The following is a 19664-nucleotide window of genomic DNA, read 5'->3' on the forward strand; positions in this document are numbered from 1 at the left end:
AAGCTTCTTTGGTGATATCGAGGCGCCATATTTTTGCATATAACCCGTAAAAATACGGAAATCCCCGTTTTCCGACAGGCTGGACGACGTGCGGTAAGCGTGTCGGAGAACCCGGTGTGGATCTGTCCCGGCCTTATCCACGCCACGCTGCGGCAATTGCCTGCCATCATTGGCACCGTAACGCGGGATCGTGAACGGGCAGGCAAATGGCATGGTCGGGAGGTCAGGTCATTTGCTGGCCCACGCGGCCTGTCCCGTATTCCGAAAATATCCCCGGCAGTGCGGCAACCTGTTTTCATGGCACCCGTTGCAGGGGGAACCATTTACGGAGAGGTGCCATGTTCAGCAGACAGGTAACGGAAAATGCATGGAATGCCATGCCGACCCGGCCGTCCCCGGTTCCGCCATCGCCAGTCCATGAACCCGGACAGGATCCCGGTCACGGTGAACCCGATGAGAAAGAACCACTGGACCCGCCGGAAAAACGTTGCCCGGACCATGATGAGGACGAACCGATCGATCCTGACAAGGACGGGCTGGTCGAACCGCTGGAACCTGATGAGGAGGACGAAGGGCCTGTTGCGGACTGAATGCGACTTCGCTGTCCCCGCACGGTCTGTCTGGTGCAGGGCTGACTGGGAAAACGGTTTGATTAAACCAAAAGTGTACTTGCGGATATCGCAAACATGAATCCATTACCCAGGTGTTATATTATGATATCGGAATGACAGGCAGAAGCATATGCCCATGGCGGGATGCGCAATACTTGGAGAGGGTGATGACAGGTATGATCCAGTCCGAATATGTAAACGCGTCCACCCGACAGGATTTTGATCGTGATGGCGTCGTCTGCCTGCGGCAGGTGATCTCACCACAATGGATTGCAAGACTGACAGATGCCCTGCCCGCGGCGATACGGGTGGCAGGGCCTAACCATTTCCGGTTTGAAAACTCTGGTGAGGCAGGGCTGTTTTTCGGTGATGTTCTGGTCTGGCAGCGTGTCCCGGTCTTTGAGGAATTCATGCGCACGGGGCCGCTTGCTGCCGTGTCTGGCAGTCTTATGCATTCCCGTACTGTCACCTTCTATCATGACTTCCTGCTGATAAAGGAAGCCGGTACGTCCAAACGTACACCCTGGCACCAGGACCAGTCTTACTGGTGTGTGGGAGGGACGCAGGCGCTTACGATCTGGATGCCATTTGATACGGTGCCGCTTGAAACATCGCTTGAATTCGTGAAGGGTTCGCACCGCTGGGGCCAGTTGTTCGAGGCCGTGCCCTTTGACCCCACCAGCAAATTTCGCGGCGACCGGGATGGACGTCCCCCGCTGCCCGATATCGACGCCACGCCAGGGGATTACGATATCCTGCGTTGGGCGATGGAACCGGGGGACTGTCTGGTGTTCCATTGCAGGACGCTGCATGCCGCCCCCGGTAATCCGGCCCCCAGCCGGTCACGGCGTGTGCTTTCGACCTGCTGGGCCGGTGATGATGCCCATTATGTTGAAATCAAAAGCGATATCGCCCCACCGGTCAGGGGGGACAATCTCATGCCCGGTCAGTCGCTTGCCTGTCCCACTTTCCCCCGGATCCTGCCGGTTTCCTGCCCGTCGTCCGAGACGGTCTGAACAGGTTCTGATGGCGGCAGGGTCTGATTGCCGGGCATCCGGCAGCGGGAAAGCATAAGGTTGCTGTAACAGCCATCCTTATGGGGGACTGTTACAGCAATATGGTCGGTTACCTGATTTATGCAGGGTCAAAATGTGCATCGGCCGCCATGATGGCGTGCAGCAGCACATTGGCCCCGGCCACGATGTCGCCTGCTTCCGCATGTTCCGCTTCATTATGGCTCAGCCCATCGCGGCAGGGGATAAAGATCATGGCAGTGGGACAGATATGCCCCATATGGGCGGCGTCATGGCCCGCGCCCGATACGATGTCACGGTAGCTCTGTCCCGTCAGGCTGGCGGCCCTGCGCACCATTTCCACGCAGTCGGGATCAAAATGCACGGCCGGGGAATCCCAGATCCGTTTCATTGACAACGTAACGCCCTGCTGTTCCGCCTGCCGTGCGGCTTCTGTGCGTATGCGCTCTTCCACGGCGGCAATCACGTCATCATCGGGGTGGCGCAGGTCCAGCGACATCTGGACTTCGCCCGGCACCACATTGGTACTGCCGGGCTGCACCTGTATGACACCCACGGTCGCCCGTGTGTCCGCACCATAAGACTGCGCGATTTCGTCGATCATGATCATGACATGGGCTGCGGCAAGCAGCGCATCGCGACGCATGGCGCGTGGTGTCGTGCCGGCATGCGCTTCCTGACCACTCAACCGCAGGTCAAACCAGCGCATGGCCTGCACGCCGGTGACCGCGCCAATGGTTATGCCTTCCTTTTTAAGGATAGGACCCTGTTCGATATGCAGTTCAAAATAGGCCCGGACTGGGTGCTGGCCACAGGGTTCCGCGCCCCTGTAGCCGATTTCTTCCAGTGCCTGTCCGAAGGTTGTTCCCCGTGCATCCTGCGTTCCGTAAGCCTGTGCCTGGGTGAAGGCACCGGTAAATACGCCGGATGACATCATGGCGGGCGCGAAACGTGATCCTTCCTCGTTCGTCCAGTTGACCAGTTCGACCGGGTGCCGCATCCGGTAGCCGCTGCGCTGCAGCGCGCGCAGGGCCGACAGGCCGGCCAGCACACCATAAATGCCATCATATTTTCCGCCGGTCGGCTGCGTATCAAGGTGGCTGCCCATGACAAGCGGGGGCAGGGCGGGATCGGAACCAGGCAGGTGGATGAACTGGTTGCCCATGGAATCAACCGTAAGCACGCCGCCCAGTGCAGCCGCCTGCGTCCCCAGCCAGTCGCGGACCTGGCGGTCTTCCGCGCCAAGGGCCAGACGGCAGATGCCACCTTTTGCCGTGCCGCCAAAGGCTGCGGTTTCGGCAATGTCAGCCAGCAGCGATGGGCCATCAATACCAAGGTTTACGCCCGTGGGCATCATGTCCTGATTCATGTATTTTCCTGTTGTTATCTATATTTCCGGATGCTGCGGGACCGGGTGTGTCTGGTTATGGAACACCCGTTCCTGACATGTCGTCATATGTTCCGGTTTTTCGTGTTATTGCTTTATACTATTGGAAAGATTCCATTTTTCAGCAAGATTCATGAAATCATTACTTTGGCGTATTCGGGCCAGCGCTTCTGAAAACAGGGTTTCGTTCTGTACGTCCCCCTTCCTGAAGGCCGCTACAATATTCGTCTGGTTGATGGGGGCGGCAATGGGACGGAAATGGCCGCCGCCTCTCAGTCCGACAATAAACGCGACAACTTCCTGCCCATGCAGGGCCGCGCTTGAACGTCCTTCACGCAGGTTGCTCAACTGCTGGCCAAGATCTGAATCCCACATGACCTTTATGGCGGGTTTTCCATGGGCTTCACAGTTTCTGGCGCTCCAGCGTGCAGCCTGTTCGGCAAAACTGGTGCCCTGAATGGTCGTGACGGTCCTGCCACACAGGTCGGTCAGCGTATGGATGTCATCATGTTCGGCAGAAGTATAAAACTGTGATCCGGTGGTAAGATAGGGAATGAAGTCAAACAGGACGTGCCGGGCGGGAATGTCGTAAAAGCCGCTGATGATCATGTCGGCCCGCCCCGACAGCAGGGTCGGGATCAGTTGTTCAAAAGTACTGTCAACCCATGTGACCGGTCGCGCCGAAACCCGGCCAATCGCGGCGGCCAGATCAATATCGAATCCCTGCAGCTGCGTTGTTTCCGGGTCACGGAATTCCATTGGCGGATTTCCCGTGTTGACGGCCACGACAATCGGGTTTTCCCCCGTAATGGCTACCGGACCGTTTCTGTAATAATGGATGAACAGAACATACGCGATCATGATCGCCGGGAGAATGGTCATGATCCATGTCCTGTTCATGCCAGCCCCTTTCTCTAGCGCACGGGAATGGAAAGGGGGGGGACGCCCCCGATCCAGCGCGGGATCTGCTCTTCATGCGGTATCCATGTGCCGCTGGCCACCAGCGTGGAGATATGGGCTGCGATATCTTCCATCGGCGCAAACCAGACGTCGCCTTTTTCGTGCATGTAATCCAGCAGTTTTACAATTTCCGCCGCGCGCGACAGCCGGCCCGATACAAACGGGTGCCATATTGCCGACCACAGGCCGCCATACTGCCAGGCCGCATCGAATTCTGCACGGAATACGGCCATGGCTTCTGCAGGCGCGCGGATTGTCTGGGCCATCCTGAAGGCCCTGGTGTGTACATATTGTGGCCAGTCATCCAGCGCATGGGTGGAAGGCAGTTCGATCAGTGAACCCGCCTTGCCCTTCAGCATGTATGGCACATCATCCCCATACAGTGACGCATCGTAGCTGAAGCCATGTTCAACAAGAAGGTCGAGCGTGTATTCGGAAAACGCGCCCGATGGATTGCGGTAGCCCGCAGGCGCCCGGCCTGTTGCTTTCTCGATCGCGCGCATGCCCTTTTCAAGGATCCGGCGCTCGTCAACAGGGGAATGCTGGTTGACGCGTTCATGCAGCCAGCCATGATGGCCGATCTCATGCCCGTTTTCGACCAGCAGGGATATGGCATGCGGGTATTCTTCCACACACCAGCCCGGCACATACATTGTCTGCCGGATGCCGAAATGCTTCCAGATATTGACAATGCGCGGCACCCCAACCGTTGCGCCAAAACGCAGTTCGGACGCGGCGCTGACATGGCGGCCCGCATCCGCCCCGTAAAACAGGTGCAGCAGGCTTTCGGCGTCAAAATCAAAGCACATGCACACCGCGCAGCGTGCGCCGCCCGGCCACGGGGGCGGCTTGTTGATCAACTGAAGCGACATAAGGTTTTTCTCCGCCAGCAGGCTTCACCACGGTGTGGGGGTCAGGTCATATAATCCGGCTGTTCTCTCTGCATCTTGCGGCGCAGGGCGTTCCACAGCATCTCGCCCTTGTCCGCCCCCGTGGAAAACTGGCTGCGCACATGCGCAAGCATCTGCGGCGAAGGAATGGAAAGCGGTTGGCCGCCAGATTGCGCGGCAAGCTGGATACGGCATGCCTGTTCCAGGTAATACATGTAGTAGAATGCTTCCGCGATGGTTCGCCCGACACTGAGCAGGCCATGATTTTTCAGGATCATGACCTTGTGATCACCCAGGTCGCGGACAAGACGTTCCCGCTCGCTCAGGTTGCGGTCTTCCGCGATCCCTTCATATTCATGCACTGCCACCGCATTGTAGAATTCCATGCTGATCTGGTTGATCGGCAGCAGCCCTCCCTGCTGGGCCGCAATCGCCATCCCGGCAAGGGTATGGGTGTGCATGACGCAGGCGGCATCGGGCCGCCTGCCATGTACTGCCGAATGGATGACAAAGCCTGCGGGGTTGACCGGCATGGTGGTAGGCTGCGCAGGCTGGCCCCGGGCATCCACCTCGACAAGGGAACTGGCCGTAATCTCCTCAAACAGATAGCCATACGGATTGACCAGGAAGCGGTGCCCCGGCCCGGGCAGACGCACGGACAGGTGCGTATAGACCGTATCGGTCATGTCCAGATGGGCGAACAGGCGATAGGCAAGCGCCAGGTCCTCCCTCAGGCGCTGCGTTGCAGTGGCGATATCCTGTGGCGTCGGGGCCCCAGGGGTGGACATGTCAACCGGGGTCATGATCCTGAACTCCTTTGCGTCCGATCAATCGCGCACATTGCCCATGGACCATTCACTGCCGCGGGGCGTTTCCACGTATTCAGGCCAGTGGTAATCAACTGGCGCCCTGAAATCTTTGGGTAGCAGCGGCGCAATCCAGCGTGATCCGCCCACCCCGCCACCGGTCCGCTCACGGAATTCGGCCTGTGCCGCTTCCAGCACCGCAGGCTTTGTCAGCAGGTCGAGCAGCGTGGTGGTGATGACCTGGGAGGCGCGGCTCCACATCGGGTCGATGCACGCGGTATAACCGGCCATAGCGTGGCGCGCCCATGCAGGATAGCGGTAGCCGGGCGCTTCGGGGTGGTGCAGGGTGGGGCGGGCGACATACAGGCGGACCGTTGGCGCGTGCCATGTATAATCCACGTAGTCATCCGCCGCGTAATGCTTCTGCCATGGCGGCAGCTGTTCACGGAAGGCGGCCTCGGCTTCCTGTGGTGATGTCAGCTTCATCATGTTGGGCAGCAGGGGTTCTGTGGTCTCGGGCAGGCCGAGGGTCTTGTGAACGTCCTGGGCAAATCGCACCGCGTCCTCACCCCATTGTGGTGCGCCCAGTCTTTTGAAATTCGCGAAAGTGGTTTCCGCCATGACATGGTTGGGCAGACCGGGACGGGTCTTGGTGATCCATTCCTTTTTGACGGTGCAATGCGTCATCGCCGCGATACTGTCGGCATTGCGGTCAAGGATTTCAAAGGCCGAATGGCACATATCCAGCGAAGGCGCGCGCATTGAATACTGAATCTGCCCGATTCCGGGGGCAAAATTGTCCGCCGTGGCCTGACCGGCAATCGGGATGAATTCGTTGATGGTCCAGCTACCGGTATGCGGCAGGATGGATTCCTTCATCATCTTGGAATTGGTGTACATCAGGCAGACCGCATCGATTGCGCCGGGCGCGCGTGCAATGGCATGGATATGCGTGATTTCACCCGATGAAATATCCGCCTGCCATGTTTCGGGATCGGGGCATTCGAATGTGTAGATGCGGCTCCAGTAAGGTGCGCTTGTCGTTTCCCAGAAACATCCATTCGTCAGTGCGGGAAAGGAATGGGGATGGAAGCTGATGGCGGCATCCAGCCCGTCATAATAGCCGTGCGCGGCATGCACCGGCTTTGAACCGCACATCTTTTCCGCCGGTTCGCCAAAGAAGACGAGCGTGCCGGGAATGGAATGCGCTTCCATGGCCCGTTTCGTGGCAAGGAAACCGGCCAGGGCACCGATACCCAGTGCGGAATGCGGGTCGGTATGGCCCGCCGCCAGCCTGCTTGTCCCCTTCCGCGGCTGCTGATAGGGAACGGCTCCCTGCGACTGTCCCGGCACCGCGTCGTATTCAGCGTAGCCCGCCAGTACCGGACCGTCTCCGTTACGCCATTCCGCACGGAAGGCGGTCGGCATTCCGGCCGTACCTTCCTCCACTGTGAACCCTTCGCTGCGCAGGCGTTCGACATACCAGCGGCTGGAGCGGTATTCGCGCCATGACGGTTCCTGAAAATCCCATATTGTCTTGTGATCTTTGGAAAATGCCGCCTGCCGTTCATTCAGCCAGTCGAGCGCGCAACGCTGCGCATCGGAAAATTCGTCGTTCCACATTATCCCGCTCTCCTCAGATATCATCGCGGATCAGGGGACCGGTCGAGCAGTGCAGGCCGCCACCACCCGATATCATCTTGTCATACTTGACCGGAATGATATCGACCCCGGCACCAATCAGCGCCTTGCGTGTTTTTTCGGACACGCCTTCGGGCATCACGACACGGCCGGGGGCGATTGCCAGGCAGTTGATGATCGATACATCATCCTCATAACCGACTTCGATGACGTGAATTCCCAGTTCACCAAGCTTTTCAAGGAACCAGTAAGGCAGCAGGGCAATATTGGCGATGGCAAGGTCCGGGGCGAGCATGACAAACACGCCATCGATATGAAGCCTGTAACCGGTCAGTTGAATGCGCAGTAGTTCTACACCCTGCGTACGCAGGACTTCCTCGATCTGGTCGGCTCCGGATTCCGTGGTGCGCGAGGAAATCCCGATGACTGCGGTCGTGGGGTTCAGCCATGCAAAGCTGCCGCCTTCGGCAACACCATTGCCTGAAATCGTCCGCAGGATCGGGCACCCCATACGGGCCAGTGTCTGGGTAACGGGGCGTTCTTCACCGCGGCGGATTTTTGGGCCCATGCGGGTGACAATGGCCCCCCCCTTTACCGCAATAAGCGAATCCCGGGTAAAGCAGGATTTCATACGGCCCGGCGCGATGGAGTCGAGATAGACAACCTCCACGCCCTCCCCACGCAGGGTGGCGACGTAACTGTCGTGCTGCGCCTGCATGGCCGCAAGGTCCGGGCCTGTATCGCCACGCCAGTACCAGCCTGCTTCGACATCGCCAAAAGCATTGTTTTCCATACGTTTCGACGTATCAACAATGTTCACTTCGTCACCGGGGCGGTGCATCATGACCATGCGCAGGCGCCCGACGTCGTTATTACATCCCCATTTCTGGCCCCATACGGCTTCCTGCTGTGTTGTATCCTCGAATGCGGGTTCCGCTTCCGAGGGGAACAGCTTGATCAGCTGGTTATAACGCCATTCGCCTTCTGTGATCGCATTCATATCGCGCATGACCCATTTATATTATTGAATGTAAGTAATTAATCCCGGATGCAGCAAAAACATGACGGCTGCTTCGGTCATGATGTCATCTTATAGCGCCTTGGAGCCGACGCAAGAAAAACTTGGAGTTGACACCAAAAAGTCTGGACAGGGCCGATTCATTCCGTTTACGTTGCTAATTATCCGGTATGTCAGAAATGTCCCGGAAGCAGGGATCTTAAAAGTTCTATGTTATTTCAAGCAGGGATTCTAACCTGTGATTCAGTATCAATTCTCCTGCTGCGGGGTGGGCCGACATAAGAGTTACGTTCCACAGGGTCGGACGGCAGGGTGAAATAACATTACTACAAAGAAATAAATAGTGCGTGGGTATCATAACTGTCGGGATGAAGTGCCGTTCATATCGTTTCGATATCATTCCAATTATTGGAGAGAGTGCCGGGAACATGGGGAAATCAGATTGCAGACTGATTTTTCCAGACCAGTTCAGGGCGCAGGCATCTGCCCGTGGTGTTTCGCGTGGTCGCGTGCCCGGTGCGGTCCGTCATGTTCTGGTGCCTAAAACAGTCAGATGCAGAAATAAAAAGTAATCAATTCCAAAAACCTTACAATCATCCGTCAGGAGGCATGTAATGAGACGTAGCCGATGTCTCGGGATTTTCATTGTATGTTGCGTTCCATACGTTGATTCCGCAAAGGGGGCGACCGAATCTTCCCGGGCCGCTCCCGATTCAGGGCAGCGTCATGGTGTTTCGGCAGCGCCGCGGGCAGGCGCCCACACGGTGCGGCACGGTGCGGGTGCCGCACCGCCACAGGTGCCGGAACAGTTGCGTGTCATGTCCACCGCCCGCACCCAGTCACACGGTACGAGTGAAGTGGTCAGCCGCGCCATGATGGACAAATTCGTGCCGGGCACGAGTGCGGTCAAGATGCTTGCCCAGTTGCCCGGCGTTCAGTTCACGTCGTCTGATGCGCTGGGGGTGGATACGTGGTCTTCCACGCTGTACGCCCGTGGCTTCGTGCAGGACCAGATGGGCTTTACCCTTGATGGGGTTCCGCTGGGCGATCAGGGATATTTTACCTATAACGGCCTGAAATCTCAGGCTGCGATCGCGCCGGAAAATATTGCGAGCATGGATATCTCGCAGGGTGCGGGTGCTGTGGACGCGCCAGGGACGACCAACCTGGGCGGCCAGATCTCCATGGTTTCATCCAATCCCCTGCAGAAGGCCGGGGCACGTGTTTCGCAGTCCTTCGGCAGCTGGAATGCGTACCATACGTTTGTCCGGGTTGACAGTGGCAACCTGAACAGGACGGGCACCCGGTTTTACGTATCCTATGTCCGTAATGACACGGACAAGTGGAAGGGCGCGGGATACCAGTTTGAACAGAACGTCAATGCCAAGCTTGTCCAGCCGCTGAAGAACAACAGCGAACTGTCGTTCTTCTTTGACTGGAACAACCTTGTGCAGCCGGTTGATTATCAGGATCTCAGTTTCAATTTCCTGAAGGTGTATGGTACCCGGCTTGATAACTACTATCCCAATTATACCAACGCCTATAACGCGGCGGCGGGGAAATACACGCTGGGTCAGGACAAGACGAACGATCCCAAGGACGTTGCATATTATGACGTGGGGCGTGTCTGGAATGATTACCTAGCGTACACGAAACTCAAGCTGAACATGACAAACCACCTGTCATGGGACACGACGCTGTATGGTCATGGCCAGAAGGCGATGGGGGTGTTCACCAACCCCTTCCATGCCTCGCCTAACGGGGCGCCATTGTCCGAACAGATCAAGCGTCCCTGGCTCATGCGTTACGGGTTTACGTCCGGTATGAACTGGCACATGGGGCACAATGTACTCAAGGCCGGGATCTGGTACGAATACTACCGCAACGCCATAAGCCAGACATTGTATGAAGCCCCGCTGCTGGGGCAGGGCGTGCCGGATCCCAACCATCTGGGCGCTGCGTTTGATCGCATGTGGGCCTTCGATTTCAACACCAATACCTTCATGGGCTATGTGGAGGACCAGTATTACATCAAGCCCAACCTGGTGGCGTCTGTCGGGTTCAAGGCCATGACGTCCACCACCCGTGGATCACAGGTGGCGAACAATACGGGCGAGGCGGCACTGGCGCAGGGCAGCCTGAATGCATCAGACGGGTTCCTGCCGCATTTCAATGTTGATTACCATCTCGACCGGCATAGCGAACTCTATTTCGATATTGCCAAGAACCTGCGTACTTATGCTGATGGTGGTTATGGCCTGGGCAGTGTCTGGGGTGTAACCAACCTGCAGACGTTCAATGAAATGAAGAAGGTGATCAAGCCGGAAACCGACTGGACCTATATGGTCGGCTACCGTTATCAGGCGAAGAAACTGTCTGCGTCTGTCAGCTTCTACCATACTGATTTCTTCAACCGCCTGCAGACGATCGCATCGGGTAATATTGTCAACCCGACGGATTCGGTCGCCAACGTGGGCAGTGTCCACATGAACGGCGTGGACGTGGGGGCGACCCTACGCCCGGTCAAGGGGCTGAGTTTCTACAACAGCTTCAGCTATAATCATGGCTGGTACGGATCGGATGTGTCCGATGGCGGCACGACCTATCACACCAGGGGGAAGAAGATCGTCAACTATCCTTCCTTCATGTATAAAACGCAGCTTGCCTATGCCTATCGCGGTGCGGAAGTGCATTTTGATGCATCCTACATGTCCAGCCGCCCGTTTGACTACATGAACACGCTGCATGTTCCGTCCTACTGGCTGGCGTCAATGGGGGCGCGTTACAACTTCGACCGTGTCGGCCCGCTCAGCACGCTGTCCGTTGGTTTCAACGTCTATAACCTGTTCAATTCAACCTATATCGGAACGATGGGGGACAACGGAAATCCGATGCAGGGTGATTACCAGTCCTTCAGCATCGGCGCGCCGCGTTCCTTCTTCGGTACCATCTCCGCTTCCTATTAGGACAGGAGTATAAATGCGCTTACGCCGTCGCCTGCCCCGATCCGCATGGACTGCCTTCATGTCCGTTCTTGCCGCAGGGGGCATCATGCTGTCCCTGTCGGCCATGACCGCCGGATACGGGGCGCCGCCGGCGCCTCTGGTCGTGGGGATCAACCCCGTTTATCCACCCATGGAATTCCATGCGCCCGAAACGGGTGAACTTCAGGGCTTCGATGTCGATTTCGCCTATGCGCTGGGAAGGCAGATGGGGCGTCCGGTGGAAATACGCGAAGCGTCCTTTCCCCAGTTGATGGTTGATGTCGGTTCAGGGCGGATTGACATCATCATCAGTGGTCTGAACGACACGCCTGGTCGGCGGGGTGTTCTCCGCTTCATTGATTACCTGCAGTCCGGCGCCCAGTTGCTGGTGTCGGGCAGCAGTCCGTTCACACGGGACACCGACCTGTGCGGCGGGACGGTATCCGCTGCGCGTGGTACCGATTTCGCCCGGATCCTGCAGGCATGGAGCGCACGTGTCTGTACGGCCGCCCATCTGCCTGACATCACGGTGGTGGGGACCGAGAATTCCGCCATGGCCCGTCTGGAACTGCGTGAGGGCAGGGTGCAGGCCGCCGTGCAAGGGGAGGAAACGGTCGGATATTTTCTTGATAATGCCCATTCGCTGTTCCGCCGGTTTCTGCCCCCCATCAGCCACGCCTGTCTTGCGATTGCCATGCGACATGACAGCGCGCTGTTTGACAATATCAGGGCCGATTTCGAACAGATGAAAAAGGATGGGAAGTATCAGAGCCTTCTTCGAAAATGGCACCTGGAAGCCAATACAGTCATTCCCTCATAGTCCGCACAGGTGAGACATGTCTGCTGAAATACAACTCGACGATCACAGCACGATCATAGAACGGGGCCGTTACCATATGGTCGTGTCGCTTGTGGTCGTACTGGCATTCGTGGCGTGGCTGATCCATGCCTTTGCCGTTTCCGATATCGAGTGGAAGTATGTAAGCCATTTCCTGATGGTCCGCACCATAATGCAGGGTGTGGCCGCAACGTTGCTCATGGCCATATCCGCCATGATGCTGGGTATCGTGATCGGCCTGACCTTTGCCATCGTGCAGCAGTCAGGCAACCCGGTCTGGAAAACGGTGGCGGCCGGTTATGTCTGGCTGTTCCGGGGGACGCCGGTCATCCTGCAACTGCTTTTGTGGTTCAATCTGGCGCTGGTGTTCCCGCATATATGGATACCCGGTTACGGTTCGGTCCAGACAGTGCAGCTTATGACGCCGTTCCTGTCCGCGCTGCTTGGTCTGGGGCTGAATCAGGGGGCCTACATCACCGAAATCATGCGTTCCGGTCTGACCAGTGTGGACAGGGGACAATATGAAGCCTGCTGCATGATCGGCATGACACGTCTGCTGGCGCTGCGCCGGGTCATCCTGCCGCAGGCCCTGCGGGTGGTCATTCCACCGCTGGGGAACGAGTTCATCAGCATGATCAAGCTTACATCACTTTCAAGCATGATCCAGTATCCGGAAATACTGCATAGTGCGCAGAACATCTATTACGCCAATGCCCGGGTGATCGAACTGCTGCTTGTGACCGGGTTCTGGTATCTGACGATTGTGACCGTTCTGATGCCTGTGCAGTATTTTCTTGAAAAACGTATCAACAGGGGATGGTCGGGATGACTGCCACAGATATCGCAGCAATACCAGCGTCACCCATCCTTGAGGTCAGGAACCTGCGCAAGTCGTACGGCAGCACATCCATTCTGAAAGGGGTGTCGTGCACCCTGAACCAGGGGGATGTGATGTGCGTGCTGGGCGGATCGGGATCGGGCAAGACCACGCTCCTGCGCTGCATCGCCCAGCTTGAGCGTTATCAGGGCGGCAGTGTGGTCGTGGATGGCGAACTGATGGGGATTGCTGCAGCAAAGGGCGGACGCTTTTACCGCCTGTCGGAGCGCCAGATCGCGCGCCAGCGTCTCAAGACCGGTATGGTCTTTCAGAAATTCAATCTGTTTTCACACATGACGGCGGTGCAGAACGTGATGGAAGGCCCTCTCCATGTCCTGTCTGTCCCGCCGGCGGAAGCGCGCAGGGAGGCCTGTCGCCTGCTGGAATGGGTGGGACTGGGGGAACGGATGGACCATTATCCGGCCCAGCTGTCCGGTGGCCAGCAGCAGCGTGTCGCCATCGCCCGGGCCTTGGCCATGAAGCCCAAGGTCATGCTGTTTGACGAACCGACCAGTGCGCTTGACCCGGAATCCGTAGGCCGCGTGCTGGCGGTCATGAAACAGGTTGCCGCAACCGGCATGAGCATGATCGTCGTGACCCATGAAATGGGTTTTGCGCGTGAGGTCGCAAGCCGGGTCGTGTTCATGGATCACGGGGTCATCGCGGAAGATGCCCCGTCCGCACAGTTTTTTTCCGCGCCATCGCACCCACGGGCGGCTGATTTCCTGGCCTCCACGCTGGGCGCACGCGCACAGACCAACTGAAATTACAGGAATTCATACAAGATGTCCGCAACCTATGAACGCTATCGCAACGTCCCGCTGACGCCGCCCAACCAGGCACCGCCCGCCCTGCGCTACCCCTGGCCCGAAGGGAACCGGGCCGCCATGTTCCTGTCGTTCGATATTGATGCGGAAAGTGCCTGGACCGGCAAGGACCCGTCCCATGCCGACCGCCTTGTCACCATGTCCTTCGGCGGGTTCGAGGCACGGGTGGGCACACCCGTCATCCTCGGGCTTTTACGGGAAATGGGGCTGAAGGCCACGTTTTTCATCACCGGCTGGGCGGTGGAAGCCCATCCCGCCATGGCCGAGGCGGTGCTGGCTGATGGTCATGAAATCGGGCATCACGGCTATCATCATCTCATTCCCGAACCCGGCGCCGATCATATGCTGGAGGAACTGGATTACGGGCTGGAAGTGCTTAAAAGGCGGCTGGGCGTGGTGCCTGTGGGTTATCGTGCGCCCATCGGGGAAGCATCGGCCGAACTGTGCCAGAGCCTGAAGGAGCGTAATTTCCTCTATACCAGTTCCTGGTTTGATGATGTGCGTCCTTACCGGCACGTGATGAAGGACGGATCGCCCGGCCTGATCGAACTGCCCCAGACCACCAGTTACGATGACTGGATGCACGGGCTTGCGAACCGTTTCAGCCCGCGCTCGATCTTTCCCAAGGAGCATGTGCTGTCGATGTGGCGCGATGACCTTGATGAAACCCGCGCATGGGGCGACCTTGTGACAACCGTGTTCCATCCGCAGGTAAGCGGCCGGCCGATGCGCTTCCGGCTGTTGCGCGAATTCCTGCAATATACTGTCAGTTGCAACGACGTATGGATTACAACAGGGGAGGAGATCGCACGGTATTACGAACAGCAGGAAAAAGCCCTTGCGGTATCGTGATCGTGCATTTGGGGTGATCCGGGCCCTTCTGCCCGTGCTGCTGTGGCCGGTCATGGCCACAGCAGCGCCCCGGCAGGTGGTGATCGGTGTTTATCCCAGCTATCCGCCGCTCGACATGCGAGACCCGGAGACGGGGCAACTGGAAGGCTTTGATATTGACCTTGCCACCGCGCTTGCCCGGCAGAATGGCTGGGCGCTGACGTTTCATGAAATCAGTTTTGAAGAACTGCTGCCTGCCGTCCAGACCGGGCGGGTGGATCTGTTCTTCAATGGCATGATCGACAATGCGGTGCGGCGGGAATCCGTGGACTTCGTGGATTACCTGCGTGAAGGCTCGCGTTTTCTCGTGCCGACGCGCGATGCGGCGATTTTCCGCACCCAGCGCGACCTGTGCGGCAAATACGTCGCGGCCAACAGGACCACCAGCCAGCCCGCGCAGATCCAGCAATGGAGCGCGGAAAACTGCAGCGGGAACGACATCAGGTTCTATCCCGCGGAAAATGACTCCGACGCCATGATCCAGCTTTATGAAGGGCGGGTGCAGGCGATGATGGTTGACAGCATTGTCACCCAATATGTGACGCGACGTGAAAAGGGACGGATTACGGCAATGGAAGGGCTGATTTTCCCACAGAAATTCGGAATTGGGCTCCATAAGGGCAGCACGGAACTGGCGGAACAGATCCGCAGCGGCCTGCGTGAACTTGTCCTGAATGGAAATTACAAAGAACTTCTTGATAAATGGGGTTTGTCGCAGGAAAATGGCCTTGACGAAGAATTACGGCAGTCGCCCGTACCTGTCAGTCAGTGATGGATACGTGCGCACAGCCTGCTATCAGATGGACCAGCCGGTTTGACCACGCCACCCCGCTCCTCAAGAAATCATAAAGAGTCCGAAGTTCTGGATGCAGCTGAACTGCTGTTCCAGACACAGGGCTATGAATCAACCAAGATCGAAGCCATTGCCGTGGAAGCGTCTGTTGCTTCGGCTACGGTCTATAACTATTTTGAAACAAAGAATAATATTTTCCTCAGTATTATTCTTCGGCATCTGGAAGCCGCCCTTCCCGAACGCCGCCGGTTCATGCGTGCGCTGCCGGATGATCCGGTGGCGGGCATCATCGCGTTCGAAAACATGCTGGCCGAGCAGGCGCTACGCTTCCTTGGCCGGGATTCATGGAAAATCATCCTGACCGCCAAACTGCTCGATGACCAGTCTGCCGCTTACCGCACGGCGCGCAGGCTGGATACCCTGATCTACAAGCAGTACATCCGCATACTGACCCGGTATCGCAATATGGGGCGTATCGGGGACGATGTGGATATTGCCCTGCTGGCTTCCCTGCTGATTGATGTTGGCAATGCCGTGCTGGCGCGGATCGTGGTTTCGGCCCATACGGTGGCGGAAGGCATGAAGCTGTGGGGTGACCCGAGTGTGCGCATGGTCTTGCGTGGCCTGATCGTTGAGCCGGAAAAACCTGTCTAGATCCGTCGTATATGAAGGGCGGCATGTGGCACGTGCCATAGGTATTGCGTGATGACATTCACTGACGGGCGGAGTCCGCGTTGGGAGAACGCCGGCCCCGTTACCTGCAACGCCACGTTTGTAAACGCGGCCATTGCTGTCCTGTCTGCCCCGTCCGTGTGTGATCTGATTTAACCTAAGGCCTTTCGGCCCGCATGCAGCAGGACACTGTCCCCCTGCGGGGTATGAACCCGGCCGCACAATACGTTGCGGTAATGCCGTTCCAGTGGCTGATGCCGGCTCAGGCCGGGATTGCCGATTGCAGCCAGGGCCTTTTCCACGACGGTAATGGCATTTTCCGTTGTAATATATTTGGTCAGGTCAGCATTTACGCCATCGAAAATCCCTTCCCGGTCCTGTTCAACGGCACGGTCCACAAGCGCACTGTTCGTCAGCAGAAGGGCATCGATTTCCCCGACCAGTGACTGGAAACGGGGCAGGGTAGACAGGGGGCGGCCCAGATTGGCGGGCACGCGGTCATGAAGATATCCAGTGAACCACGCCCGCGCGGCCTTCGCAATGCCATTATATAACGCACCGACCGTCACTGCATGCCAGACGCCAAGTCGTGCTGCGTAATCGGGCATATAAGCTGGGTCCGTCAGACCTGCGAGATGATCTTCCGGCAACGCCACATTATCAAACACGACGGTATGGCTACCGGTGGCCCGCATGCCGATATGGTCCCAGCTTTTTTCAATTTTTACGCCGGGCAGGTGAATCGGTACGAGCACCCAGCCAACACGCGGATTCTCCTCATCTGTTCTGGCCCATACCAGTGCCCAGGTCAGCGCGTATGATCCTGTTGAAAAAATCTTGGCACCGGAAAGACAATAGACGCCGTTTTTCCTGACCACGGTGGTTGCGGGCAGGCCGCCGCGTGCGGGTGTGCCCAGTTCCGGTTCGACCCGCAGGCCGTTCATCAGGGCGCCTTTTTGCTCAATGGACCTGAAGAGTGCCGAACGAAGGGGTTCTTGCCATAACGGTGACAGGGCGAACGACACCGTGTGCAGGTAATGCATGGCAAGGATCAGTGCAGTGGAAGGGTCAGCCTGTGCAATACGATCTGTAATATGCACGATTTCCTGCAGGCCTGCGCCATCCCCGCCATATGCGGTGGGAATGGCGCAGGCAAGAAGGCCAGCCTTTCGCAGGTCTGCCAGGTTCTGGAGTGGTAGATTCCCGCTTTTGTCATATTGCGCCGCCCTTTTTGCAAAACGCGCGGCCAGCCTGTCCATTACTGGCGCTGTAACAAACGCGGGTGGGACAGTATGCGCCGTGGCAGGAGCGGATGATTTTAAACGTGTCTTCATGTCCGGTATTCTCTCCCGCGATTATGGATATTTCTGCATGGGCCAAGAGGATCTGCAGTAAGCGACCACCATGAAGGAAGGCCGCTATCTGCTTTCATAAGATATCATGAATACTTTAAACCGCGCCTGCATAGATAGAAAACATATATATATATATCAGAAAAGGCAGGTGGCATGCTGCGATAGCAGGCATGGAACGGATGACTGCTTGCGTTTCAGAAAGTGTTCTGGCCCATGAAGTCGGGGCAAAAGCACAATTGTTCCATCATCGGCCTGAACTGAGCGGATCCCTGTATGCACCACGCACCACGGTTTTCGTGGGATGGTTTTGCGCGCTGTACCGTCAATATTTTCTCTCCGTTACCATGTCGCCTTGTAGATAAGTTATACGTTTCAGGTACGGTTCTGGTCATCATTGTATGATCCGGATGCATGGCTTGTACAGATGAGTGCCCCTGATGCATGGTGTTTTTCTGAACTGGTTGTTTCAAGAAGACTCTTGTTATATTTTAAATAACCTTGTTCATGAACAGGTTAATCTATCTGCGGGGGGGGGGTATCATTGGCGGACGCCATCTGCCGGTCTGCCCATGAAAAGCGTCGTTCAACCCGTTTCTGGATAAAAAGGAAGAAAAAGACCATCGCCAGATAATAGACCAGGGCAACGGCATAATATTCGGTAAATTCAAAAGTGCGGGCAACCTGCACCTGCGTTACGGCCAGAAGTTCCTGTAATGAAATGACCGATGCAAGGGATGTTGTCTTGATCAGGTTAATGAATTCGTTGATTGTAGGCGGCAGCGCAATTCTGAGCGCCTGCGGGAAAATAACGTGGAAATAAACCTGCCGGCGGTTCATGCCCAGCGCGTCTGCCGCGTGTTCCTGCCCTTTGTCCACGGCGCTCAGGGCCGCGCGGTTGATTTCAACCTGATAGGCGGATTCATTGATCGACAGCGCCAGCCAGGTGGCAAGGAAGGGAGTAAACCATTCCTCACGAAAAATCGGCAGGAACTGCGGCAGGGCATTCCATATGAACAGAAGTTGCAGCAGGGTCGGCGCGCCCCGGAAGACCGATACATAAATACGCAATATCTGCCTTGTAATGGAATTGGAACCGTTAAGGGCAATGGCCATGGGAATGGCGATCAGGATGGCTACCAGATGGGATAGCATGGCTATGCTGAGTGTAATGCATGCGCCCTTTATGAAGGTACCGGACCGTAACGCGGCAAAGAACGTATCCCAGCGGAACGCAGGTGGCTGTGCATTCTGCGTAAAGGCGGTTTTGCCATTATCGCTTATAGCCCATTTTTTCTTTATGGCCGTGATGGTGCCATCTGCCTGTAGCGCCGCCATGGCGGTGGCGAGTTTTTCGCGGTCAGCGGCGTTCTGGCGGATATAGATCCCAAAGTGGCGGTATTCCGGATAATCCGGTGTCAGGATGATGTTGACTTTGCCATGCAACTGCTTCTGCCGGTAATAAAGTTCCACATCCTGGCTGGCGAAAGCGAAGACGCGTCCGATCAGGAGTTGCTGCACCACCTGGTCTTCCGTCGGATACTGCTGGATGATGATGGGTGGCCGCCCGGCGGCGATCAGTCGTTCGTTCTCGCGTTCGATACGGACGGCGTAACTTGTTCCGGTCTGGATCGCGACCGTTTTGCCCGACAGGTCAGCCATGGATGAAATGGCGGTCGTGCCTGCCCGCGCCACGATGGCAAGCGCCGTATCGAAATAGGAAACGGCATCGAAATTCTTCTCGCGTTCCGGCAGCTTGATGATACCGCTTATGACCATGCCGCAGCGCTGGGCCGCCAGGCTGGGAAACAGGCCGACAAAATCCATTGGTGTCACGACCAAACGGGCATGCCAGTAACGGGCCAGTGCCTGTGCCAGGTCAATATCCACCCCCGACGTGGTCGATGCATCCGCGCCTGCAACGAATATCATGGGCGGCAGAGTGGGGTTGACGCATATTGTCAGTGTATCGTCATGCATGAACCCGGGCTGGTCGGTAGCTCTGGCGCCGGATGGCGAAAGGGTAAACAGGCCCAGCATGACAGGCAGGCAGTGCAGGAAGAATGTACGCAGGCGGGAGAAC

General features: G+C 57.2%; 17 protein-coding genes. 9 read left to right on the forward strand and 8 right to left on the reverse strand.

Annotated features, from left to right (window positions below):
- Nucleotides 1-338 precede the first annotated feature (338 nt).
- Nucleotides 339-590, forward strand: a complete 252-nt coding sequence (locus ACE2AA_RS02205; RefSeq protein WP_395370941.1) for a hypothetical protein — start codon at nt 339-341, stop codon at nt 588-590.
- A gap of 188 nt (nt 591-778) precedes the next feature.
- Nucleotides 779-1627, forward strand: coding sequence for a phytanoyl-CoA dioxygenase family protein (locus ACE2AA_RS02210; protein WP_395370942.1), 849 nt, complete (start codon nt 779-781; stop codon nt 1625-1627).
- Nucleotides 1628-1745: 118 nt separating this feature from the next.
- Here ACE2AA_RS02210 and ACE2AA_RS02215 read toward each other — a convergent pair whose 3' ends face one another.
- The 6 genes from ACE2AA_RS02215 to ACE2AA_RS02240 all read right to left on the reverse strand — a co-directional run bounded on the left by ACE2AA_RS02215 (nt 1746) and on the right by ACE2AA_RS02240 (nt 8329).
- Nucleotides 1746-3014, reverse strand: coding sequence for a M20 family metallo-hydrolase (locus ACE2AA_RS02215; protein ID WP_395370944.1), 1269 nt, complete (start codon nt 3012-3014; stop codon nt 1746-1748).
- A gap of 105 nt (nt 3015-3119) precedes the next feature.
- Nucleotides 3120-3914 carry a transporter substrate-binding domain-containing protein gene (locus ACE2AA_RS02220; RefSeq protein ID WP_395370946.1) on the reverse strand — a complete coding sequence of 265 codons (795 nt, stop codon included), beginning with the start codon at nt 3912-3914 and terminating at the stop codon, nt 3120-3122.
- A 32-nt stretch (nt 3915-3946) separates the two neighbouring features.
- Nucleotides 3947-4864, reverse strand: coding sequence for a polysaccharide deacetylase (locus ACE2AA_RS02225; protein ID WP_395370948.1), 918 nt, complete (start codon nt 4862-4864; stop codon nt 3947-3949).
- Between the two features lie 41 nt (nt 4865-4905).
- Entirely contained in the window at nt 4906-5670 is a 765-nt protein-coding gene (locus ACE2AA_RS02230) for a class II aldolase/adducin family protein (protein WP_141299080.1), read from the reverse strand.
- Nucleotides 5671-5709: 39 nt separating this feature from the next.
- Nucleotides 5710-7311 carry an amidohydrolase gene (locus ACE2AA_RS02235; protein WP_395370950.1) on the reverse strand — a complete coding sequence of 534 codons (1602 nt, stop codon included), beginning with the start codon at nt 7309-7311 and terminating at the stop codon, nt 5710-5712.
- A 13-nt stretch (nt 7312-7324) separates the two neighbouring features.
- Nucleotides 7325-8329, reverse strand: coding sequence for a dimethylarginine dimethylaminohydrolase family protein (locus ACE2AA_RS02240; RefSeq protein WP_141259622.1), 1005 nt, complete (start codon nt 8327-8329; stop codon nt 7325-7327).
- 782 nt (nt 8330-9111) lie between these two features.
- Between ACE2AA_RS02240 and ACE2AA_RS02245 the strand changes: the two genes are divergently transcribed.
- From ACE2AA_RS02245 to ACE2AA_RS02275, 7 genes are read left to right on the forward strand one after another with little or no spacing between them, the layout of a single operon-like run.
- On the forward strand, nt 9112-11313 hold the full coding sequence (locus tag ACE2AA_RS02245) for a TonB-dependent receptor (protein ID WP_162515706.1): 2202 nt from the start codon (nt 9112-9114) through the stop codon (nt 11311-11313).
- Nucleotides 11314-11371: 58 nt separating this feature from the next.
- The gene (locus ACE2AA_RS02250) at nt 11372-12151 is read left to right on the forward strand and encodes an ABC transporter substrate-binding protein (protein ID WP_395370952.1); all 780 of its coding nucleotides are present in this window, start codon (nt 11372-11374) and stop codon (nt 12149-12151) included.
- Nucleotides 12152-12167: 16 nt separating this feature from the next.
- Complete coding sequence (locus ACE2AA_RS02255; RefSeq protein WP_395370953.1) at nt 12168-12998, forward strand: amino acid ABC transporter permease; 831 nt, start codon at nt 12168-12170, stop codon at nt 12996-12998.
- Nucleotides 12995-13810: an amino acid ABC transporter ATP-binding protein gene (locus ACE2AA_RS02260; protein ID WP_141259626.1), complete on the forward strand. Its 816-nt coding sequence runs from the start codon at nt 12995-12997 to the stop codon at nt 13808-13810. Before ACE2AA_RS02255 ends, ACE2AA_RS02260 begins: the two co-directional genes overlap by 4 nt.
- 21 nt (nt 13811-13831) lie before the next feature.
- Nucleotides 13832-14725, forward strand: a complete 894-nt coding sequence (locus ACE2AA_RS02265) for a polysaccharide deacetylase (RefSeq protein WP_395370954.1) — start codon at nt 13832-13834, stop codon at nt 14723-14725.
- A 13-nt stretch (nt 14726-14738) separates the two neighbouring features.
- Nucleotides 14739-15536 (forward strand): transporter substrate-binding domain-containing protein, encoded by a 798-nt coding sequence (locus ACE2AA_RS02270; protein WP_395370955.1) that lies wholly within the window; start codon nt 14739-14741, stop codon nt 15534-15536.
- A gap of 42 nt (nt 15537-15578) precedes the next feature.
- The gene (locus ACE2AA_RS02275; protein WP_141259629.1) at nt 15579-16211 is read left to right on the forward strand and encodes a TetR/AcrR family transcriptional regulator; all 633 of its coding nucleotides are present in this window, start codon (nt 15579-15581) and stop codon (nt 16209-16211) included.
- Between the two features lie 170 nt (nt 16212-16381).
- Here the strand turns inward: ACE2AA_RS02275 and ACE2AA_RS02280 are convergent, their stop codons facing one another.
- Complete coding sequence (locus tag ACE2AA_RS02280) at nt 16382-17563, reverse strand: acyl-CoA dehydrogenase family protein (RefSeq protein WP_395370956.1); 1182 nt, start codon at nt 17561-17563, stop codon at nt 16382-16384.
- Nucleotides 17564-18097: 534 nt separating this feature from the next.
- Nucleotides 18098-19621, reverse strand: a complete 1524-nt coding sequence (locus ACE2AA_RS02285) for an ABC transporter substrate-binding protein/permease (RefSeq protein ID WP_395372081.1) — start codon at nt 19619-19621, stop codon at nt 18098-18100.
- Between the last annotated feature and the right edge of the window lie 43 nt (nt 19622-19664).

Source organism: Komagataeibacter diospyri (assembly GCF_043995075.1).
GTDB classification, from domain to species: Bacteria; Pseudomonadota; Alphaproteobacteria; order Acetobacterales; family Acetobacteraceae; genus Komagataeibacter; species Komagataeibacter diospyri.